Genomic DNA, 21,176 nt, shown 5'->3' on the forward strand with positions numbered 1-21,176 from the left:
CAATATGTTGCAGCAGGCGCAGATAAGGATGGATACTATCTATTTGATTGGAATGGAAAGAAACTTTGGAATCGAACAAATAGGGAAATATATTTCTGGGCCATTCACGTAGCAGACGACGGGAAATGGCTTCTCGGAGGATCTGGAAAATTTATGGGCGGTAGCACAGAAATGAGAATGAGCAACAATGTTTGTTTTTTCAATACTATTAATTTTGCTAAAGCAGGAGAACAACCAGATAAAAATACCCAAGTCACAACAACACCTTCAGAACCTACAACGCCAACTCAGACTACAAATATATTCCCAAATGCCAATGCTGGAAGCGACTTCGAAACAAAAGTTGGTGAAGCTATCCATTTTGATGGAACTAAATCTAGTGATGAAGATGGTAACATAGTTAGTTACAAATGGGACTTTGGAGATGGTAAATCTTCAATAGATCCAGAACCTCTTCACCAATACACAACTGCAGGGGTATACAAAGTAACACTAACCGTGACCGATGACAAAGGGGATACCGGACAAGATGTTCTTTATGTCACAGTAAAAGATTCACAACCTGAATCCCCAATTAAAGGCGTGCCAGGATTCGAACTACCTGCATTACTGGGTGGGTCAGCTGTTGCATACTACATAATCTCAAGAAGGAAGAGAAAATAAATAGTTAACTTTATATTTTTTCTTTTATTTTAAATTTTTAGGTGATACAATGTATCCGAAAATGGATCAAAGAAAAATGCAGAAAATGATGAAACAGATGGGTGTGTCTACTAAAGAGATACCTGCAGAAAGAGTTATTATTTTTACAAAAGATAAAAAAATGGTCTTCGATAAGCCTCAAGTCACTGAAACTACTATGATGGGTCAAAAAACATATCAACTTGCTGGGAATTATAGAGAAGAAGCAAAAGAAATTGAAATCACTATAAATGATGATGATATAGAACTTGTAGTTGCTCAAACAGGTGCAGATAAAGAAAAAGCAAAAAATCTTTTAATAAAAAATAAAGGAGATATTGCAGCCACTATTATGGAACTTCAAAAATAATCATGATGATTTTTTCATTATTTCTACTGCTTCATCAATCTCCTTTTTTGAGACTATTAATGGTGGAACGAGTCTAATGACTTTGTCCCTTGTGCAGTTTATGAGTAGATTATTATCAAAACATCTTTTTACAAAATCACTGCACATATCTTCAAACTCGATTCCGACCATAAGACCAATACCTCGTAGATCCTTAACATTCGGCATATCTTTCATAAATTCTAATTCTTTTAGTAGATAATCTCCCATGATTCTGGAATTTTCAATCAATTTATCCGATTCAATAGTGTTCATCACAGTTAAGCCAACAGACGTAGCAAGAGGATTACCCCCAAAAGTAGTCCCATGGTCACCTGGTTTTAATACATTCGCAACTTCTTTTTTAGCAACAATCGCGCCTATCGGTACTCCGCTTCCAAGAGCTTTGGCTAAAGTCATAATATCTGGTTTTATATCATAGTTTTGAAAAGCAAACCATTTTCCCGTTCTTGCCATACCACACTGTACTTCATCAAAAATTATCAATATTCCTTTATCTTCTCTAAGGTCCGAAAGAGTTTTCATAAATTCCTTTGAAGCTATGTTGATTCCGCCTTCTCCCTGTACAGGCTCAACTAAGAATGCAGCTGTTTTCTTATTTACTTTCTCAACAATGTCATTTACATCGTTGAACTCTGCTCTAACAAAACCTGGAGGAAATGGACCAAAGCCAGCCCTATACTTGTCTTTATCTGTAGTCATTAAAGTTGCAATAGTTCTCCCATGGAATGAATGTGAAAAGTATATTATTTCATCTTTGCCCTTATGAGATTGAAAACGTCTAGTTAGTTTTATTGCACCTTCATTTGCTTCAGCACCACTATTACAAAAGAACGCCCTATCAAGTCCAGATGTCTCACATAGTTTTTTTCCCAAAAGATATTGGGAAGGGATATGATAAAAATTACTCACATGAATTACTTTTTGTGCCTGTCCTGATATGCATTTAACAATCTCTGGGTGGGCATGTCCAAGTGAATTAACAGCAATGCCTGCTAAAAAGTCAAGATACTTTTCACCCTCTGCAGAATATAAATAACATCCTTCCCCTCTTTCTACTACTAAAGGAAATCTTCCATATGTATTAAATATATAATTACTTTCAAGATTCTTTGCTTCTTCTAAGTTCATTATCTCACCTAAGTATGGTATTCAGCATTAATTTTAACATAATCATAAGATAAGTCACAACCCCAAGCTTTAGACGAATATTCTCCTAAGTTCATATTTATTAGTATTTTTACAAATTCATTTTGTAATGCTTTTCTTGATTCACTCTTTGGGATGCCTGCGGTCTTGCCATTTCTTACAATCATTAAGTCTCCAATCCAAACATCTAAATTAGGTAGATCCATTTCTGCACCTGAATATCCCACAGCCGCTACAATTCTGCCCCAGTTAGGGTCTTCCCCAAAAAGAGCGGATTTGACTAAGCTTGAAGAAATAACTGCTTTAGATGCTATATCAGCGTCTTCTTGGCTCTTGGCACCAACGCATTCACATTCTATTAGCTTTGTTGCCCCTTCTCCATCCCTTGCAATTTTTTTGGCTAATTCTATGCAGACATAATCTAAAGATTTTTTAAAACTTTGAATTTTATCATTTGAATCAACATTAATGTTTGAAAGGCCATTTGCCATTATTATTACCGAATCATTTGTGCTGGTGTCGCCATCAACTGAAATACGATTAAAAGATTTGTTAACAGAGGAAACAAGGGATTCTTTTAGGATATCAGGAGAAATATTTGCATCGGTAAGAATAAAACACAACATAGTCGCCATATTTGGGTGTATCATTCCACTTCCTTTTGTAATTCCTGAGATGATATATCCATCGTTTTCTATTGTTATTTCTTTTTTTACAAGATCCGTTGTTAAAATGGCCCTTGCTATGTTTTCTGAAGCGCAAGGAGAACTCTCAAGAATCGGTACAGTCTTTTCAATTGCACTTTTCATTATATCCATTGGTATAGGTATTCCTATTACCCCTGTAGAGAATACTAAACAATTATCGATATTAATACCCAGTTTTTTACTAGTATACTCTGCAGTAAATAAAGCATCTTGTATTCCTTCATTTCCAGTACAGGCATTTGCAAATCCACTGTTACATACAATTGCTTGGGCTTTTCCATCAGAAAGAAAATCACGATCCACTATAACAGGGGCAGCAGCTGCCTTGTTTTTAGTGAATACCCCTGCAGCATTACACAATTTATCAGAATAAATAATCGTGAAATCTAGTTTTTCTTTTTTGAAACCAGCATGTATGCCCTGACCTTTTATACCCTTGACTGTTGTGAGACCTCCATCAATAATATTCATCAAATCCCCTTCAATAAAATATAATGAAAGATATATAAGATTAATGTTAATCCTCTGACATTTTGAATATAAAAAATAAAAAAAGAACGGTATTTGAAATATATTCTATAAATATCGATTCTAAATGTTTTATTTTATACGGAATAGATTTTAATAAAAAGAATAAAACAATGTTAGTAGATTTAATTATATCAAACAGAGGATGATAAACTATGGATAAAATTAGTTTAATAATATTTTTTTGTTCCTTATTATTACCTGGATGCATAACACAAGATAGGATTAAAGAATTACAGTCTGTTGAAATTAGAGAGTACCAAGGAGAAAATCTTTCTTCCTTTATCGAAGTTAGAGATGTTTCAATAAAAGGACCACAGAAGATAGATATATCGGATTATACATTGGAAGTATTTGGATTAGTAATGGAGCCTAAGAACTATACCTACGACCAAGTCATAAGCACACATAGAAAATATCAGAAAGTTGTACATATATATTGTGTAGAAGGATGGGATTCAAGAAATTTGTGGGAAGGAATACTACTAACTGATATATTTGATGAAGTTGGAATAGATCCAAAAGCATCTACAGTCATATTTTATGCACATGATGGTTACTCTACTTCACTACCTTTAGACTATATCCTCAATAATGATATATTGCTTGGATTTAAAATTAACGGTATCACCCTTACCCCTGGAACAGGATACCCTTTCATCTTAGTTGCGGAAGACAAATGGGGATACAAATGGGCAAAATGGATTACAAAAATTGAAATATCAGATAATAAGGATTTTAGGGGATACTGGGAGAGCAGAGGCTATAGCAATGAAGGAGACCTAAACAAATCATTTTTTGATTAAGATATACCGTTAGATTTATATTTTTAAAATAAGTATATATCTTTATGTCGGAATTTAATAATAAACAAATGTTTCAGATATTAAATATAATTGCTGTAGTAGGAACTATTTTTGTCAACTATCTTGCCAATGCCCTTCCAATAAATGGAATTGATACTCGAGAACTTTCTGATTCAATACCAAATCTTTTCGTACCAGCAGGTTTAACCTTTGCCATATGGGGAGTTATTTATATTTTGATAATCCTCTTTGCCACATATCAAGCTAGGGATCTATTTAAAAAAGAAAAGATTGAGATGCCATTTATAAAGAAAACATCCTATTACTTTTTCTTAGCCGGTATTGCTAATATAGCATGGATATTTGCATGGCACTACCAGCAAGTGTTGTTATCAGTATTAATAATGATAGTTCTACTTGGGTCTCTACTGAAAATATACTTAAATCTTGACATAGGAAAAGAGATAGTATCAAGAAAAGAAAGGATTTTTGTACAGATTCCAATAAGTGTTTACCTTGGATGGATAACTGTTGCAACTATTGCTAATGTCACAGCACTCCTTGTAACAATTAACTGGGATGGTCTTGGGATAAGTGAAGTAATCTGGACAATGATTGTAATAATTGTGGCATTGATTATAACTCTCTTAATGATTATCACAAGAAAGGACGTGGCATACAGTCTTGTTATAGTATGGGCATTATTGGGCATTTACATAAAGAGAACAGACCCATTATACGGTATTCAAAATGATGTAGCATTGACCGCTGTAGTTTGCACATTGATAATTGTATTAACTATAATTGTAGAAGTAGGTATGGATATCTTTATCAGAAAAAAATAAAATTTATTTAACCTTTTTCTTCATATCCTATGGGTACAACATAGAGGGGTATTTCATAACTTGATAAACCGGTAGTTTTTATTATTTCATTGTCGGAAAAAGCACCGACAGGACAAGAAGCAAGACCTAAAGATATCGCAGAAAGCTCTAGATTTTGGCAAGAGTGCCCAGCTTCCATAATTGTATATCTTATGCCCCGATTACCATACTTGTATTTCATTCTTTCAAAGTTAGCAGAAATAATAATTGAAATCGGTGCCTTAGAAATAAAGGCTTGACCCAGGCAATTTATTGCAATACTGCGTCTAGTATCTCCTTCTTTCACAAGCTCAAGACAGTTGGTAATTGGTACATATCTATAAACTCCTGCATTTATTTCTTCAAGGGATTCTTTACCTATTGCAATGTATATTGCTAGAGGATATAAAGCTCCAGCAGAAGGTACCGTTTTATACGGTCCATTATTTCTTACCCCGTAAGTAGCAAAAAGAAGATTGGATAACTGTTGAAATGAAATTCTAGATGACTTAAAACTTCTAACTGATTTTCTTTTGTACAAAATAGACTCAAGCGATTCTTCACCATCAATAGGATCATTAAGTTTTATCATAGTTATCCTCCCATGTGTAAAGGGAAGTATTTTGTGCTTTTTTCTTTTTTCCACCAAATAGGATTATTAGGATAGCTCCACCGACAAACCCTCCTAGATGTGCCATATATGCAACTCCTCCATAAGGATCGGTAAAATTGAATATTAATTGTAGAGCAAACCATATCACGAGATAGTAAAGAGCTTCAACTTTATAGATTCTTACAAATCCAAAAGGTATTATCGTACTAATCTTATTTTTTGGATAAAGAACAATATACGCACCTAGAACTCCAGATATAGCACCTGATGCGCCCACCGTTGGGATAATCGAATCGATATTAAATGCCATATGTGAAAGTGCCGCAACAATACCGCATAACAAATAGAAAATAAGATACTTTCCTTTTCCTATAGCTGCTTCGATATTGTCTCCAAATATTATAAGGAACCACATATTCCCAAGAAGATGTCCCCACCCTCCATGCATAAATTGGTGAGTAATAATTGTCCAAGGTTCTATGCCCATAAGAAAATTTCTTGGAACAAAAGAAAATATGTTATTTAATAAATCTCCAGTAAAAAAATTAATCGTAAATAACAAAATATTCGTGACTATCAAACCGTATGTTATATATGGTCTTTCCACAGAAATATTTTCGTCCGCGATAGGAAACATATTATTCTTGTGTTTGATTCATATTTATAAGGTTTTAGAATATTTCAACAATTGTTTTTATTTTGTTCTAAAAAGCTATAATATTGATTAAAATTCATTTTTAAACTCTATTTTAGCTTTATTAAGTAATTAGAAGAGAATTATGAATTTTTTATTTTTTTTATTAAGTTATTACTAATGAATTTCGTTTATAATATCTATTAAAGGATTAATGGCACTTTTAAACAATTAATTCCCTCCAAAACCCTTAAATACCCATTTTATAGTTTAAAACCATGGTGCCTAAAAAGGTGTTCTTCGTTAAAGGAAAAGGAGTTCACAAAGACCAACTTCAGTCTTTTGAGCTTGCACTTAGGGAAGCCGGAATTGAAAAAGCCAATCTTGTTTATGTTTCAAGTATTCTTCCACCCAATTGTGAAATTATTCCAAAGGAAGAAGGTTTAAAATGTTTAAAAGCAGGCCAAATTACTTTTTGCGTAATGGCAAGAAATGCTACAGATGAGCCACATAGGCAGTTGTCATCCGCTGTAGGGCTTGCAGTACCCTCAGAGAAAGGAACTTATGGATATTTAAGTGAAGTTCATATGTTTGGGCAAGACGAAAAATTTTCGGGTGATTACGCCGAAGACCTTGCTGCTACGATGCTAGCAACGACGTTGGGCATAGATTTTAATCCAGACACGGCTTGGGACGAAAGAAACGAGATATACAAAGCCAGCGGTAAAATCATTGATAGTGAAAGTATTGCAATTGCAACAAAAGGCGATTCATGCGGTAAATGGACAACTGTAATAGCCGCTGCAATATTCTTGATGGATTAACCATATCTTTATTTTAATTTACTTCTTTTCTTTAAATAGATTGTATATATACACTGTTCTCAATTATACCAAAAACTATTTAATATTAAAAACTCTCTATTATGTTATTTGTGGAGGTGTGTAAATTACTCTGGAATCAGATTTAATGGAGTTTTATGGGGCGGAATGCCCGACCTGTAAAGAAATAGAAAAACATTTACAAAAATTACAAGAAGAGGAAGGAATTGAAGTAACACGATTTGAGGTATGGCACAATGCAATAAATCAATCTATCATGATGAAATATGCAAAATCAAGGTGCATGGGAGTGCCTTTTTTATTTAATAAAAAAAATGAAAGTTTTCTTTGTGGCTTAAATGATTACGATGCAATTAAAAAATGGGCTAAGGGCGAAAAATAATTATACGTACAAAGGATTGAGAGGTGCTTGAATTATAATTGAAGATCAGGATCCCTTAAAAGAAAAAATGTTTCAAATAATAGACAGTAATGGAAAGCTTGTAGGATTAGATCCAAATTTAGATGAAAAACTTTTGAAAGAAATGTACTGGTGGATGGTATATGCGAGAATGGCAGATGATAAAGCTTTGAAACTTCAACGACAGGGTAGAATTGGCACATTTCCACCAACAACAGGACAGGAAGCAACACAAGTTGGCAGTGGCTTAGCAACAGATAAAGAAGATTGGATCTTTCCAGCTTTTCGAGAACTTGGAACTTATTTATTAAGAGGAATACCTCTAGAGAAGATGTTTCTTTACTTCATGGGTGATGTGAGGGGTAATATAATCCCTGAGAATGTTAGAAATTTACCTATGTATGTGCCAGTGAGTACACAAATTCCACAAGCTGTAGGTGCTGCATATGGAATGAAATTATCCAATAAAAAAAATGCGGCAGTATGTTATTTTGGTGATGGAGCTACATCAAAAGGAGATTTCAGTGAAGGATTGAATTTTGCAGGGATATTCAATACTCCAAATGTATTCATCTGCCAAAATAATCAATGGGCAATAAGTGTTCCAAGAAAAAAACAGACCGCATCAAAAACTATTGCACAAAAAGCTATTGCATATGGATTCCCAGGAATACTTGTAGATGGAAACGATGTTTTAGCCATGTACCTTGCTACAAAAGAAGCTCTCGAAAGAGCAAAAAGTGGCGATGGGCCTACACTTATTGAAGCGTATACTTACAGACTAAGAATGCATACAACTGCAGATGATCCAACAAGATACAGGACAGATGAAGAACTTAAAGAATGGGAACGAAGAGATCCTATAAATAGATTTAGGATATATCTTGAATCTTTAGGTATATGGTCAAAGGAATGGCAAAAAGAACTAGAAACTAAAGCGGAGGATATGATAAAAAAAGCTATTGAAAAAGCTGAAAATATTGAAGAGTTAAAGCCTGAAGATCTTTTTAGTTATATGTATTCAGATATGAATCCCTCTTTGACTGAACAACTTGATTATCTAAAGAAAATGTTAGCTACCAAGGAGATTGAAGAAAATTCTGAAAAAATTGAGGGGGGATTCCCATAAGCCAAATGAATATGGTCGAAGCAATTAACAATGCTTTGCATAACGAAATGAAAAGCGACGATAAAGTAGTCATTATCGGAGAAGACGTAGGTAAGGACGGAGGAGTCTTCAGAGTAACTGATGGATTAATCCAAAAATTTGGTGAAGATAGGGTGATAGATAGTCCTTTAGCTGAATCAGGAATAGTTGGATTTGCAATAGGTCTTGCACTTTATGGATTTAAACCGATTGCAGAAATTCAGTTTATGGGGTTTTTGTGGCCTTGTCTAGATCAACTTTCATCTCATGCTTCAAGAATTAGAAATAGGACATGGGGCAGATACAAAGTTCCCTTAGTTGTAAGAGCTCCATATGGAGGGGGAGTTCGAGCCTTAGAGCATCATGCCGAGAGTTTTGAAAGTATTCTTGCGCATATTCCGGGACTAAAAGTGGTAATCCCTTCAAACCCCTACGATGCAAAGGGGCTTTTGATTTCTTCAATAAGAGACCCAAATCCAGTTGTATTTTTAGAGCCAAAAAGGATCTATAGGGGCTTCAAAGAAGAAGTTCCAGAGGAAGCATACACAGAAGATATAGGTAAAGCCAAAGTGTTATTAGAAGGAGACGACTTAACATTAGTCGGATGGGGGTCCATTATTCCAAAGATCCTTAAGGCAAGAGAGTTAATGCTTGAAAAAGGGATAAATGCAGAAGTTATAGATATAAGATCTATCTCCCCATATGACTACCCTACAGTTCATCAATCTGTTGAGAAAACTGGAAGAATCGTAATTGTGCAAGAAGCTCCTCGAACATTAGGATTTGCATCAGAAATCATTTCAAGAATAAACGATAATGAAATGTTAAACCTAAAAGCACCTGCTTTTAGAGTTACAGGTTTTGACGTGCCTTTCCCGTATTATAAAATGGAAGAGTGGGCAATGCCAGACCTTGATAGAATTATAAAAGCTTCCAGGCAGGTCTTAAAATGGTAACAGAATTTAAATTTCCAGATGTCGGAGAAGGCATTAAAGAGGGAACAGTAAAAAAATGGCTTGTAAAAGAAGGGGATTATGTAAAAGAAGATCAAGTACTGGGAAACATTGAAACTGATAAAGCAGTAGTTGAAATCCCTTCTCCGGTAGAAGGTAAGATACTAAAGGTAAACATATCTGAAGGAAATATAGTTAAAGTTGGAGAATCGATGGTTGTTATTGGTGAAGAAGGAGAAAAAGTCCCTGAACCAGATAAAAAGCCATCAAATGTCAAAGAAGAAAAGAAAGCAACTAAATCAGGAGAAGCTATTCCAGCTCGAACTGAAACTAAAATACAAGCCCCGCCTTGGATTAGAAAACTTGCAACAGAAAGGGGAGTTGATTTGTCTCTTGTAATTCCAACAGGAGAAAATGGGAGAATTACCGAGCAAGACATACTTAATTCAGTTAAATCCGAACCAAAGATTAAAGTTAAACTTAATTATGATTTTTACGGACATATTGAGCATATTCCTTTTGGAGGCGTAAGAGAAGTAATTGCGAATAGACTATCTGAATCTCTTTATACGGCGCCACATGCAGTAGCAATTGATGAAGCAGATGTAACAGAGTTATGGAATCTAAGGAAAGGCATGAATGAAAAAATGCAAGAAAGTGGGATAAAACTAACATTTCTACCATTCATAATCAGGGCTTTGACGCATGCTCTACAAAAACATCCTTTGATAAACTCCGAACTTGATTTAGAGAATAAAGACATAATCCTAAAGAAATACTACAATTTAGGAGTTGCTGTTGATACAAACGAAGGACTTAAGGTATTAGTCTTAAAAAAATGTGAGGATAAGAACTTATTACAAATACAACAAGAAATTGTCGAGCTTTCTGAAAAAGCAAGAGAAGGCACAATAGATCTTGCCGATCTCAAAGGAAGCACTTTCTCCATAACAAACTATGGATCAATAGGAGGTATGTATGGCATGCCCATTATAAATCCACCAGAAGCTGCTATTTTAGGAATAGGAAAGATTAAAGAATTGCCGAGAGTTATTGATGGAAAAATAGTTGCAAGAAGGGTAATGGGTTTAACTGTTTCTTTTGACCATAGAATTCTTGACGGTGCAGAAGTTGCAAGATTTATTACTACATTGACTCAGTATCTTGAGAATCCTTGGATGATACTTCTTGATTAAATATCCATTCATTTTTTTTATATTTATTTTTAACTAATTCTTTAGCCATTTTCACTTCTTCTGATGTCCATTCATTAATTTCAAATTCTTTATTTTTTAGAAATGCATTTTTTATAATATTATATGAATCAAAATATGAGATGTCCAAGTAATCTTTTATACAAGTAATTGGTCGATAGATAGATTTTACTCCACCAGAAAATCCAGATTTTTCAACTGTTAAATATGAGAATACTTCATTTTCATTAACGTCATAAAGAATAGTGCCATGTTGAATAGAAGCATTAACTGCATTTAATTTACTATTACCCGATATTTTCTTACCGTTTACCATTATACTACTTGGGGATTCTATATCTGACGTAATTCCCATATTGTATAATCCATCAATAATCCAAGAAAAAATCTGAAAATATGATTTTTTAATATCTTTTGGAATTATTTTATAAGGTGCGATAACACTGTAAGTTATTTCTCCCGGTGAACTAAATACTGCACCTCCGCCTGACATTCTACGTAACATCGTGATTTTATGTTCCCTACATCTTTCAATATTTATTTCATCTTCAAGAACCTGAAATCGCCCTATAGAAACTGCCTTTCTGTTCCATCTCCAAAATCTAATTAGTGGGACATTTGTTTTTTGTACATATTTTAATCCAACTTCTTCAAAAGCTATAGCCATTAGAGGATCTAATTTTTTAATTTCGATAAATCTCCAATTCATTAAATCCCTAATTAAATTATTTAATTATTACATAAAACTTCTTAAAAATTCTTTCGTATCTTCTGTATCTATCCAACCTTTATCCAATCCTTCTATTAGCCCCTCAATTTTATCAACTTGATTCAATATCTTTTTATTCATTTTTTCATCTTCTATTTTAATTTCAGCATAACCACTTATAATCGATAGAGGATTTCTTATATTATCAATTAAAAAAGCAATATAATGAATATTTTCTTGAAGTTGCGTCTGAGCCTTTTTCTTGTCTGTAATATCCATAACCGCGATAATATTTCCTTTTGTAGGATTTAGGGTGCTCAATGGGCTACTCCTAAGTTGACAATCGAAAATACTACCATCTTTTCTTATCCATCTTGTTTCTAAATCAATAATTTTATTTTCTTTACAACTAGATTCAAGCTCCTTACAAATACGAGTATATTCAGATTCTTCTTGATAAAATATTTTTGTACCATTCTTAATAACTTCTTCAAAAGAGTAACCAGTCATTTGACACATCCTTGAATTGCACCACTGTAGATCGTGTTGATTTATAAGTCCAATCCCTATAGGTGCAGCTGCAAATATTCCGTTTAACGTGTTCTCCCTTGATTGAAGTTCCTCTTGAATTTTTTTTCTATCCGTTATATCTATCCCCATCTCAACAGTAAGCATTGTCTCATCGTAATCCTCGAAAGGGAAATCATAAACTTGGTAAGTTTTTCCATTTATTAGAGTTTTTTCACTTATATATGTCTGTTTAGTTGAGAATACTTTCAATACAGGGCACGATACACAAGGATCTTGATTTTTATCTTCAAAACCATGAAAAATTTTATGGCAACTTTTTCCATCAGCTAGATCAAAATTATCTCTTAAATACTTATTTACAAATCTCATAGATAAATCGGGACTAAAAACACAAACATACGCTGGCAATTCTTCCAATAAAGAGTATAGTCTTTTCCTACTAGCAGTTATAGTTTCTAACACTATTTTTTTTTCATTAACATCATTTAGTATAAAATGGGCTTTGGCATAGTGTTCACGATTGTCATATGCCATTTTTCCATTTATTGAAAAAACTGTTCTTGTTCCATCTTTCTTTATCATTTCAAATTCTACATCTTTTGCAATTCCTTTTTCAAAAAATTCTTCAAAGAAATATTTAAAATCTTCACGATGTTCAGGCGCAACATAATTCTGAATGTAACTGCCTACAATTTCCTCTTCTGAATATTCTAAGGATTGAAGAAAGGCTTTGTTAATTTTTATTATTTCTCCATTTTTGTCAATTGATATGTAACTGAGAGGAGCTTTATCAAAAAGAAACTTGTAACATTCATAATTCTCTCTGAGTTGTGAGATTTCTTCAATTAATTGTTCTTTTGATTTTTCTTTGTCATCCATTAGTATTCCTCATTTTATAGTATAGTTATTCTTTGAATTAATAGATTGTTAAGAGATTAGATTCTGATTATACAATATCTAATTTTGAATAGATTATTTATTAATGTTTCCCCAAGGGCACGCTTTTAAACATATACCACAAGCCATCACGCCCAGATCCGGATCTTTAGAAAATTCTTCAAGTTTTGAAACACATTTATCTATATCAAGCGCAAGCTCTCTTTCCTTAGGATAGTTCTTGAAACTAGTATTTTTTAATGCGCCAACAATGCAACTATCAATACAATTTTGGCATTCACCACATTTGTTTTCTAATGGTTTTCCTACTTCAATCGGAGCATTAGTTAATATTGACGCAAAACGAATTCTAGGGCCATATTCTTTAGTTATTAAATTTAATGATTTTCCAATCCATCCAACTCCTGCAGTTCTTGCAATAGCTCGGTGGGATATAAAACTCCTCCATTTAAAATCTTTAAGCGGTTTAGAAGCAGGTATAGGGAGGGTCTTATATTTCTTAGATTCTAAAAACCTTGAAAGTGTATAAGCTATAAAATCCAATCTATCGTTAATCATAACATAGTGTTTTGCATAGATGGGCCTGCTCTCTGGAAGTTTTTCAATAACTTCATCAGGAACTTTTAATCCTATACTAATTCCGTGGGAATAGTTTTCTAGTAAATCTTTGGGGTAAGTGTCATATTCGCTTAATAATTCTAGATCTGCAATCCCAAATGTGTCGACACCAAATTTATATACTTGCTCTATTAATTCACAAGTTAGATCGGAATCATTTTCATTTGTGCTTTCAGATTTTTTCATAACAATAATATTTTGCAAGTTTTATAAATATATTGAATTCTTTTTACTCTTTAATTGCTAAATAGTTTGATATGAGAATTAATCCGCCTCCAACAAATATACTTGAATTAAGATACTGGCTAAATACTACCATTGCCACGATAGATGCTACAACAGGCTCAAGAAGAAGTATTATCCCAGCTTTCGATGCTTCCACTTTCTCGATAGCTTTATAGAATAATGAGTTTGGAAAAAAAGCAGAAATTAAACAAAATAAACCAAAATATATCCAATAACTTGTGGGGAAATGATAGGAGAGTCTTGTTAGATAATCATATTGATAGAAGAGTTTAATTACAGGAAACAAAAGTATCAACCAAAGAAAGGATATTAATGAGTAAGCAGAAACTGTATTGATGTAATATTCTTGATTGATTCCAGTCTTTCTAGCAAAGATGATCCACAAGGAAAGAAATATTCCTGCAAGTAAAGAAGAAATCAATCCTTTTGTACTGCCAACATTACTAATATTCCAAGGAGATAGGAGAAAAATTACGCCAAGAAAGGCAACACTTACCGCTAATATTTTCATTTTAGATATTTTTTCATTTAGAAGAATCCTGCCAAAAAAAGTCGTCCATATCGGTTGTGTATAAAGCAATAGAGCTACTATGGCAACAGGTGTTCCAAAAATGACCCCTCCAAATTGTGTCAATTGCAATAAAGCACCAATAAAGCCATATAAAATAAAAAATAGAATATTGTCTCTTCTAAAGGGGAATATTTTTTTAATAGCAACTATTGGCAATGTGAGTAAAAAAAGAAATAATAGCGAATATAACGATATCTCATAAAGAGAGAATCCTAGATTCGAAAAAAATTGTCCGCCAGGGATAATTAGACCAAAAAATATTGCAGAAATGATAATGGTCCAATAGTCCTTTTTCATGAAACGATGATAAATAACATGTTTATTAAATTAATTATAGTCTTCAAGGGTAAAGTATATTCTTCTATTGGTTTTTCCCTTATTGACAGCTTCAAGAAATATTATCTTACCTATTTCCTTTAAACTTTTTACGTGACAGCCGCCGTCAGCTTGAGCATCAAATCCTTTAATATCAACAATTCTTAATTTCTTGACTTCATGAGGAAACTCCATAGCTAGTTTGAAAAGAGATGGATCCTTTTTAGCCTCTTCAATGTCTTTGTAATAAATTTCTACAGGTAGGTCTTTTTTTATAATTCCATTTGCTTCATCAATTATTTTCTTGATAAACTCAATATCAAATTTTTCCATATTGAGGTCTATTCTTCCTTTTTCAGGTGTCAATTGATTGCCTGTTATCAATAAGTTGTAATTTCTATTAAATACGCCAGAGATTAGATGGGCTGCGGTATGATATCTCATTAACTTGTATCTTCTGTCCCAATCTATAACACAATGTACTTCATCACCTTGATTTAGTCCTTCTTTATCAACTTCATGGCTTATATCTCCTTCAAATTTACCCACATAAATAACATTGTACTCTTTTCCATTTTTGTTTATGATTTTACCAGTGTCCCACTCTACTCCACCACTATTTGGATAAAATGATGTTTTGTCTAATATTATGTATTTCCCTTTAGCAGAGATTACATTAGCATCAAATTCTATTAGGTAAGAATCTTCCATGTACAAACAGTCAGTCATTGACTCACCAAAAATTTAAATTTTAAAAAAATAAAAAATAATAAATTTTTATTAAAGCCCGATTGAGCTAAGTAATGCCCGGACTGCATTTAACAATATAATGAATATTACAATAGGGGCTACAACTCTAAGGATCCAAATCCAAACTGGTTGAAGTGTGAACTTGCTTTCTATAGTTGTTTGCTTCTTTGCAACATCCACTATTACCCATCCTACAAACAGTGAAATTAACATACCGCCTAGTGGAAGCATTATGTCTGATAGAAGGCTCATAGCATCCAAGAAAGACACTCCTAAGATGTTTATTGACATCGCTCCTTGAGATAAAGCTGAAGGAACACCTAAAAGAAAGATTGCCCCCCCTATTATTAAAGCTGCTTTTTGTCTAGCCCATTTAAGATTATCAATCATATAAGCTACCACAACTTCTAGTAAAGAAATAGCGGATGTAATTGCAGCAAACAATAGAAGTACGAAGAATAATGCTGACCATATGGCACCCCCAGGCATTAAGGCAAAGACTTGGGGCAATGTTATAAAAGTAAGCCCAGGTCCTGCTCCAGGTGCAACTCCAAATGCAAACACTGCAGGGAATATAACAAATCCAGCCAAGATTGCGATTCCTGTATCGAGCAATGTGACTGTAGCCGCTGATTGAGGCAACGATGTCTTTTTTGAACCCAAGTAGCTTCCATAAGTAATCATTGCGCCCATTCCTAGAGAAAGTGAGAAGAAAGCTTGCCCGAGTGCTGCCATTAAAGTAGAACTAGTTATTTTTGAGAAATCTGGGTTTAGGTAAAAACTAATCCCTGCCCCAGCGCCAGGTAATGTTACTGCCCTGAATATAAGCGCCAATAATATCACGAAAAGTGCGGGCATTAATACCTTACACCATCTCTCAATTCCTTCGCCAATCCCTTTGTAGACCACATAGATTGTGATTGCCATAAAAATAGCGTGGAATAAAACTGTCTGTGGTCCATTTCCTATAAATCCAAGGAAATAGCCAGTAGCATCTGTTGACGGGTTAATTAGTCCAGTAAATGAACTTATTACATACTTTATTGTCCACCCTCCGATAACTGAGTAGAACGATAATATAATAAATCCTGCTGCAACTCCCAGCCATCCTACAATGGGCCAAGCTCCTCCTTTGAGCTTTTGGAATGCCCCAACGGGGTTAAGCTGTGTTGATCTACCGATTGCAAATTCAGCGAGCATTACAGAAACACCAATAGTTAAGACTATGGCTAAATATACTAATACGAACGCAGCCCCACCGTTTGCACCGGTAAGATACGGGAAACGCCAGATATTTCCTAGTCCTACAGCTGAACCAGCAGCAGCTAACCAGAAACCTGTTTTACTACTCCATGAGTCTCTTACCATTTTTCAAACCTCCTTTTTTTAAGTCTAATAAACCAAGTTAAATTTAGTTTATCAAGACATTGTCTAGTTTTTTATTAACTAGTATATAAGTTTTACCAATTAAAACTTATTTAATTAAGTTATTTCCAAAAAAAATCATATTTTGTTTTATTTACTAAATTTAATTATTCTATTTATATTTATTATAGAATATAATAATATTTTACATATTAATTTACTAAATAATAGTAAAACTTAAGTAGTATTATGTTAAAATAATAATGGGATAAATATGAAAAATATTGTTGAAACGGCAATTGCCGCAGGAAATTTTAAAACCTTGGTCGAAGCAGTAAAAGCTGCAGGTTTAGTGGATGTATTAAGTGGCCCAGGACCATTTACAGTTTTTGCACCACAAGACAGTGCATTTGCAGCTCTCCCGGCAGGAACAGTAGAAGGCTTATTAAAAGACAAGGCCAAATTGACAGAAATATTGAAGTACCACGTCGTATCCGGTAAATATGACCTTTCCCAGATGAGGGAGAGATCTGGAATGCAAAGTGAGATGACCAAACTTAAAACGTTACAAGGCACAGAGCTTAAAATATCTTCAGCAACAGCAACTACCGGCTCAGATCAGATTGAAACAGTAATGCTTGAGAGTGCAGTTGTTATTAAGCCTGATATTCTATGTTCGAATGGGATATGCCACATGATTGATAGAGTTTTAATTCCAAAATAATCTATTTTTTTTTATTTATGACTCTTATTAGAAAAAAACTTGTATTTTTCTAAGACCTTATATCAATGAATTGTTTTTATAGAAAATAAGAATTAAAAAAAAATTAAAAGTTAGCATTACATCATTTGTGGTGCTGAACCACTCATGTTTCTATATGCTTCAGATTTTGCAAGCTCTTTGCCTGCTAAAACATCATCTATCCTTAGTATCATTACTGTTGCTTCGGCAGCACTTTTTATCGCCTGACTTTTAATTTTTAGGGGTTCAACTACGCCAGCTTTAAACATATCTTCTACTTTTCCATTTTTGATGTTTATTCCCATTTTAGCATTATCTTTGTTGTGCGCAGCTCTCAAATTTACAAGCATATCTATCATGTCAAGCCCGGAGTTCTCAGCAATTGCTTTAGGTATACCTTCCAATGCTTCAGCAAATGCCTTCACTGCAAGTTGCTCTCTACCATGAACTGAATTTGAGAATGCCGATAATCTTTTAGCAATCTCCATTTCAGTAGCCCCAGCTCCAGTACAAATAACTCCTTCCTTAACAACTGTTATTAATACCCCTATGGCATCGTCTAAGGCTCTTTCAATAGTCTCAACAAATTGTTTGGTTCCTCCTCTTACGAGTATGCTTGCAGCTTTTGGATCAGTACATCCCTCAATAAAAGTCATATATTCGTCACTGACTTTTCTTTCTTCCACTAGTTCAGCTTTTCCCAGATCATTTGGTTCCAAATCAAGAGCCATATTAACGATTCTTGCACCAGTAGCCTTTGATATCTTCTTTATCTCTTTTTCACTAACACTCTTTAAAGCATAAACTCCGGCTTTAGAAAGATATCCAAGAGCACTGTCATCTATATCTTTTTGACATATTAGTACATTTGCACCCGAATTAGTTATTCTGTCAATCATTCTTTTCAACATAAAATCTTCTTGGTCTATAAAGCGTTGTATATTCTCTGGAGATGTAATTCGTATTTTTGCATCAATCCCTGTTTTCTTAACTTCTATTGGGCTTGTAAGCAAAGCTATTTTTGGATTTTTGATTTTTTGAGGCATTGAGTCAGAAGCTCTATTTTCATCTACGAGTAACCCATTAATAATTATAGAATCCTCTAGACCTCCTCCTTCTTTAACAGTAATCTTAATATCATTTTTAGAAGCTGAGTTTATTCCATCTTCGGTATTCGTTACTATTTTTATAGCATCTACCGCTATTTTGGCCAATTTGTCAATAGATTTTTCAGCAGCTTTTCCTGTCATAGAAGTTTTTGCAATTTCAAGTAGCACTTCCTTATTGTCTAATGTTATTTTATCTCCTATTTCATTTAATATGCTAAGTGCTTTTTCTGCCGCGATATTATATCCTGTTGTTATTGAGGTTACATGAACATCTTGGTCAAGTAAAGATTCTGCTTTTTTAAGTAATTCTCCAGCCAATACTACGGCGGTTGTTGTTCCATCTCCTACTTCTTGGTCTTGAGTCCTTGCTACTTCAACAATCATCTTAGCAGCGGGGTGGGATATATCTATTTTATTTAGGATAGTCGCACCGTCATTTGTTATCATTACATTGCCCGTATATTCCACGAGCATTTTATCCATCCCCCTAGGGCCTAAAGTAGTTTTTATTATTTCAGCAACAATTCTGCCGGCCATAATATTCATTCTCAGGGCATCTTTTCCCATAAATCTTTGGGACCCTTCAGGTTGGATCCCCATAGGTTCTTTCATATTTGTCATATTCTCACCTTTTATTTTTAAGTGAATAATCAATTTTTCTAAATAACGCACTATCCAAATAAAAATACTATTATTTGTTCTAACTAGCTAAAAACTATTTAAAAAATTAACGGAGTATTTCTTTTTGCCAGTTATATATTTTGACAATGTGAAATGATCTAGTTAATTTTGATTCTAAAATACATCCGGCGACACTATTTCTCTTTATCTTTATTTAAATATTTATCTAACTATACTTTGTTCTATTTTATTTCATTTTTCATATATATTAATTATTTAGTCAAATACTATTTTTTATTCTTAATTACTTCTAAAAATATCATACTCTCAAATATGGCTTAATTTGGGAATAAATTTGGAATATCTTTTTAATAGAATCAGATGAGATTTGATTATCGATTTTATGACAAAAACATCAATTTTTTTATTAACTTTATTTATATTTAGTATTATCAATCTAAATTTTGTGTATTCGTGGGATGACTGCCCATTTGGGGAAACAGATTCTAATTGCGTTTATCCTGGCGATTGTGGAAAATATGTCGATGCTAATTATAATATGGTATGTGATAGATCAGAGCCGGCACCAGTTAAGATTCAAAATCAATCTTCAATAATCCCAAAAGAGGTAACACTCCCCGAGATTAAAGGAAGTACAATCAAAACAATGACTCTCGAAGAAGTTGCAAATATGTACTCAATTGATACAAAAGATTTGATGGAAAGTTTAAGAATAAATGTTTCACCCAAAACAAAAGTAGAAAACTTGAGATCATATGGCATTACCAATAGTATGGTAAAGGAACAGGCCGAGGCATTATTTATAGAATCCAATAAAAAAATATATGGTGATAGTACTATAATAAATTCAGACCATCCTAATGGCGAATTAGAGCCAATAAATGGTTTAGAAAAAATATTGAAAGAAGATATTTTAGTAACATTTGGGTTAATGTTATTAGGCGGACTTTATTTTTTCAAATTAAAAAGAAAAGAGATACGATATCTTGCATTGACTGTATCCTTAATATATCTTGGATTTATTCGTGGTGGATGCCTTTGTGTCGTGGGGTCATTGCAGCAACTTGCTTTGTATTCAATAGGGGCTATAAAAGGTAATTATCTTTACTGGTCAATGCTTTTCTTTCTGCCAATAGGATTTTCTATAATATTCGGAAGGATATTTTGTGGTTATGCTTGTCCCATAGGGGCATGGCAACAACTTATGGCTGGAATAGGAAATAAACTAATAAAATTCAGAATGTCACAAAAATTAGATAAAGTTCTAAAATATTTCAAATTTTTATTTGCATTAATAATTGTGGGGGCGGTCGTTTCCACTAGATATCCATTCTTCCAGAAAATAGATCCATTTTCTTACTTATTTGGATTTAATTTTACATTATATGGAATAATCTCGATAGTTATTGTTTCAGGGGCATCACTACTGGTCTCAAGACCATTTTGTAGATATATTTGTCCGTATGGGGCTGTACTAGCTATATTTTCTAAATTCTCAATTTATAAAATAAAAACAAAGAATAGTTGCATTAAATGTACTCTATGTGATCGTGTTTGTGAAACTGACGCAATTGTAAAAGGAATCGTAGATCAATCTGAATGTATACGGTGCAAGAAATGCATCGATTCATGTAAGTTTGGCATTCTTAAATAATTTAGAGAATTTTGATAAACTTCGGTTCTGCTCCCGCTATTGGTTAAATTTATATACTAATAGTGGGTTTTAGTTGTCATG

At 33.5% G+C, this 21,176-nt stretch carries 22 protein-coding genes; 11 read left to right on the forward strand and 11 right to left on the reverse strand.

The annotated features are described in order from the left end of the window. Together KO464_07230 and KO464_07235 are read left to right on the forward strand one after the other, a co-directional pair. Positions 1-663, forward strand: a 663-nt coding sequence (locus tag KO464_07230) for a PKD domain-containing protein (GenBank protein ID MCC7573167.1), incomplete at its 5' end; no start/stop codon positions are given. A 49-nt stretch (positions 664-712) separates the two neighbouring features. Continuing rightward, positions 713-1,051, forward strand: coding sequence for a nascent polypeptide-associated complex protein (locus KO464_07235; GenBank protein MCC7573168.1), 339 nt, complete (start codon positions 713-715; stop codon positions 1,049-1,051). On the opposite strand, the gene KO464_07240 is transcribed toward KO464_07235, so the two are convergent. Both KO464_07240 and argJ read right to left on the reverse strand, forming a co-directional pair. Next, entirely contained in the window at positions 1,052-2,221 is a 1,170-nt protein-coding gene (locus KO464_07240; GenBank protein ID MCC7573169.1) for an aspartate aminotransferase family protein, read from the reverse strand. A gap of 8 nt (positions 2,222-2,229) precedes the next feature. Beyond that, positions 2,230-3,417 carry a bifunctional glutamate N-acetyltransferase/amino-acid acetyltransferase ArgJ gene (gene argJ, locus KO464_07245; GenBank protein MCC7573170.1) on the reverse strand — a complete coding sequence of 396 codons (1,188 nt, stop codon included), beginning with the start codon at positions 3,415-3,417 and terminating at the stop codon, positions 2,230-2,232. 212 nt (positions 3,418-3,629) lie between these two features. Here argJ and KO464_07250 point away from each other — a divergent pair, with 212 nt between their 5' ends. Beyond that, complete coding sequence (locus tag KO464_07250; GenBank protein MCC7573171.1) at positions 3,630-4,280, forward strand: molybdopterin-dependent oxidoreductase; 651 nt, start codon at positions 3,630-3,632, stop codon at positions 4,278-4,280. Positions 4,281-4,324: 44 nt separating this feature from the next. Then, on the forward strand, positions 4,325-5,125 hold the full coding sequence (locus tag KO464_07255) for a hypothetical protein (protein ID MCC7573172.1): 801 nt from the start codon (positions 4,325-4,327) through the stop codon (positions 5,123-5,125). Positions 5,126-5,132: 7 nt separating this feature from the next. On the opposite strand, the gene KO464_07260 is transcribed toward KO464_07255, so the two are convergent. Both KO464_07260 and KO464_07265 read right to left on the reverse strand, forming a co-directional pair. Continuing rightward, positions 5,133-5,735 carry a SagB/ThcOx family dehydrogenase gene (locus KO464_07260; GenBank protein MCC7573173.1) on the reverse strand — a complete coding sequence of 201 codons (603 nt, stop codon included), beginning with the start codon at positions 5,733-5,735 and terminating at the stop codon, positions 5,133-5,135. Further along, on the reverse strand, positions 5,722-6,393 hold the full coding sequence (locus KO464_07265; protein ID MCC7573174.1) for a rhomboid family intramembrane serine protease: 672 nt from the start codon (positions 6,391-6,393) through the stop codon (positions 5,722-5,724). Before KO464_07265 ends, KO464_07260 begins: the two co-directional genes overlap by 14 nt. 275 nt (positions 6,394-6,668) lie before the next feature. Here KO464_07265 and KO464_07270 point away from each other — a divergent pair, with 275 nt between their 5' ends. The 5 genes from KO464_07270 to KO464_07290 all read left to right on the forward strand — a co-directional run bounded on the left by KO464_07270 (position 6,669) and on the right by KO464_07290 (position 10,928). Further along, on the forward strand, positions 6,669-7,214 hold the full coding sequence (locus KO464_07270; protein ID MCC7573175.1) for an arginine decarboxylase, pyruvoyl-dependent: 546 nt from the start codon (positions 6,669-6,671) through the stop codon (positions 7,212-7,214). Between the two features lie 145 nt (positions 7,215-7,359). After that, positions 7,360-7,614: a hypothetical protein gene (locus KO464_07275; GenBank protein MCC7573176.1), complete on the forward strand. Its 255-nt coding sequence runs from the start codon at positions 7,360-7,362 to the stop codon at positions 7,612-7,614. 67 nt (positions 7,615-7,681) lie between these two features. Continuing rightward, positions 7,682-8,761: a pyruvate dehydrogenase (acetyl-transferring) E1 component subunit alpha gene (gene pdhA / locus KO464_07280; GenBank protein ID MCC7573177.1), complete on the forward strand. Its 1,080-nt coding sequence runs from the start codon at positions 7,682-7,684 to the stop codon at positions 8,759-8,761. Continuing rightward, positions 8,758-9,735, forward strand: a complete 978-nt coding sequence (locus KO464_07285) for an alpha-ketoacid dehydrogenase subunit beta (GenBank protein MCC7573178.1) — start codon at positions 8,758-8,760, stop codon at positions 9,733-9,735. The genes pdhA and KO464_07285 overlap by 4 nt, the downstream gene beginning before the upstream one ends. Next, positions 9,729-10,928, forward strand: coding sequence for a 2-oxo acid dehydrogenase subunit E2 (locus KO464_07290; protein MCC7573179.1), 1,200 nt, complete (start codon positions 9,729-9,731; stop codon positions 10,926-10,928). The genes KO464_07285 and KO464_07290 overlap by 7 nt, the downstream gene beginning before the upstream one ends. Here the strand turns inward: KO464_07290 and KO464_07295 are convergent. From KO464_07295 to KO464_07320, 6 genes are all read right to left on the reverse strand, one after another. Next, positions 10,879-11,655, reverse strand: coding sequence for a lipoate--protein ligase family protein (locus KO464_07295; protein ID MCC7573180.1), 777 nt, complete (start codon positions 11,653-11,655; stop codon positions 10,879-10,881). The two genes, KO464_07290 and KO464_07295, sit on opposite strands and share 50 nt — an antisense overlap. A gap of 27 nt (positions 11,656-11,682) precedes the next feature. Beyond that, positions 11,683-13,065, reverse strand: coding sequence for a PAS domain S-box protein (locus KO464_07300; GenBank protein MCC7573181.1), 1,383 nt, complete (start codon positions 13,063-13,065; stop codon positions 11,683-11,685). A gap of 93 nt (positions 13,066-13,158) precedes the next feature. Then, positions 13,159-13,887 carry a 4Fe-4S dicluster domain-containing protein gene (locus tag KO464_07305; protein MCC7573182.1) on the reverse strand — a complete coding sequence of 243 codons (729 nt, stop codon included), beginning with the start codon at positions 13,885-13,887 and terminating at the stop codon, positions 13,159-13,161. Between the two features lie 43 nt (positions 13,888-13,930). Then, positions 13,931-14,815: a DMT family transporter gene (locus KO464_07310; GenBank protein MCC7573183.1), complete on the reverse strand. Its 885-nt coding sequence runs from the start codon at positions 14,813-14,815 to the stop codon at positions 13,931-13,933. A gap of 30 nt (positions 14,816-14,845) precedes the next feature. Next, a complete protein-coding gene (locus KO464_07315) occupies positions 14,846-15,562 on the reverse strand; it encodes an alanyl-tRNA editing protein (GenBank protein ID MCC7573184.1) in 717 nt (238 codons plus the stop codon). A gap of 51 nt (positions 15,563-15,613) precedes the next feature. Then, positions 15,614-16,951: a sodium-dependent transporter gene (locus tag KO464_07320; protein MCC7573185.1), complete on the reverse strand. Its 1,338-nt coding sequence runs from the start codon at positions 16,949-16,951 to the stop codon at positions 15,614-15,616. 271 nt (positions 16,952-17,222) lie between these two features. On the opposite strand from KO464_07320, the gene KO464_07325 reads away from it, so the two are divergent. Continuing rightward, positions 17,223-17,672: a fasciclin domain-containing protein gene (locus KO464_07325; GenBank protein ID MCC7573186.1), complete on the forward strand. Its 450-nt coding sequence runs from the start codon at positions 17,223-17,225 to the stop codon at positions 17,670-17,672. Positions 17,673-17,788: 116 nt separating this feature from the next. Here the strand turns inward: KO464_07325 and KO464_07330 are convergent, their stop codons facing one another. Next, complete coding sequence (locus KO464_07330) at positions 17,789-19,420, reverse strand: thermosome subunit (protein ID MCC7573187.1); 1,632 nt, start codon at positions 19,418-19,420, stop codon at positions 17,789-17,791. A gap of 466 nt (positions 19,421-19,886) precedes the next feature. Between KO464_07330 and KO464_07335 the strand changes: the two genes are divergently transcribed. Continuing rightward, positions 19,887-21,095 (forward strand): 4Fe-4S binding protein, encoded by a 1,209-nt coding sequence (locus tag KO464_07335; protein MCC7573188.1) that lies wholly within the window; start codon positions 19,887-19,889, stop codon positions 21,093-21,095. Positions 21,096-21,176: the final 81 nt, after the last annotated feature.

Source organism: Methanofastidiosum sp. (assembly GCA_020854815.1).
GTDB lineage: Archaea > Methanobacteriota_B > Thermococci > Methanofastidiosales > Methanofastidiosaceae > Methanofastidiosum.

What these genes read in the sequence shown, in the direction of transcription:
- KO464_07235 (MCC7573168.1), top strand. Translation starts at nt 713, where the DNA reads ATGTATCCGAAAATGGATCAAAGAAAAATGCAGAAAATGATGAAACAG.
- KO464_07240 (MCC7573169.1), bottom strand. Translation starts at nt 2,221, where the DNA reads ATGAACTTAGAAGAAGCAAAGAATCTTGAAAGTAATTATATATTTAAT.
- argJ (MCC7573170.1), bottom strand. Translation starts at nt 3,417, where the DNA reads ATGAATATTATTGATGGAGGTCTCACAACAGTCAAGGGTATAAAAGGT.
- KO464_07250 (MCC7573171.1), top strand. Translation starts at nt 3,630, where the DNA reads ATGGATAAAATTAGTTTAATAATATTTTTTTGTTCCTTATTATTACCT.
- KO464_07255 (MCC7573172.1), top strand. Translation starts at nt 4,325, where the DNA reads ATGTCGGAATTTAATAATAAACAAATGTTTCAGATATTAAATATAATT.
- KO464_07260 (MCC7573173.1), bottom strand. Translation starts at nt 5,735, where the DNA reads ATGATAAAACTTAATGATCCTATTGATGGTGAAGAATCGCTTGAGTCT.
- KO464_07265 (MCC7573174.1), bottom strand. Translation starts at nt 6,393, where the DNA reads ATGTTTCCTATCGCGGACGAAAATATTTCTGTGGAAAGACCATATATA.
- KO464_07270 (MCC7573175.1), top strand. Translation starts at nt 6,669, where the DNA reads ATGGTGCCTAAAAAGGTGTTCTTCGTTAAAGGAAAAGGAGTTCACAAA.
- KO464_07275 (MCC7573176.1), top strand. Translation starts at nt 7,360, where the DNA reads ATGGAGTTTTATGGGGCGGAATGCCCGACCTGTAAAGAAATAGAAAAA.
- pdhA (MCC7573177.1), top strand. Translation starts at nt 7,682, where the DNA reads ATGTTTCAAATAATAGACAGTAATGGAAAGCTTGTAGGATTAGATCCA.
- KO464_07290 (MCC7573179.1), top strand. Translation starts at nt 9,729, where the DNA reads ATGGTAACAGAATTTAAATTTCCAGATGTCGGAGAAGGCATTAAAGAG.
- KO464_07295 (MCC7573180.1), bottom strand. Translation starts at nt 11,655, where the DNA reads ATGAATTGGAGATTTATCGAAATTAAAAAATTAGATCCTCTAATGGCT.
- KO464_07300 (MCC7573181.1), bottom strand. Translation starts at nt 13,065, where the DNA reads ATGGATGACAAAGAAAAATCAAAAGAACAATTAATTGAAGAAATCTCA.
- KO464_07305 (MCC7573182.1), bottom strand. Translation starts at nt 13,887, where the DNA reads ATGAAAAAATCTGAAAGCACAAATGAAAATGATTCCGATCTAACTTGT.
- KO464_07310 (MCC7573183.1), bottom strand. Translation starts at nt 14,815, where the DNA reads ATGAAAAAGGACTATTGGACCATTATCATTTCTGCAATATTTTTTGGT.
- KO464_07315 (MCC7573184.1), bottom strand. Translation starts at nt 15,562, where the DNA reads ATGACTGACTGTTTGTACATGGAAGATTCTTACCTAATAGAATTTGAT.
- KO464_07320 (MCC7573185.1), bottom strand. Translation starts at nt 16,951, where the DNA reads ATGGTAAGAGACTCATGGAGTAGTAAAACAGGTTTCTGGTTAGCTGCT.
- KO464_07325 (MCC7573186.1), top strand. Translation starts at nt 17,223, where the DNA reads ATGAAAAATATTGTTGAAACGGCAATTGCCGCAGGAAATTTTAAAACC.
- KO464_07330 (MCC7573187.1), bottom strand. Translation starts at nt 19,420, where the DNA reads ATGACAAATATGAAAGAACCTATGGGGATCCAACCTGAAGGGTCCCAA.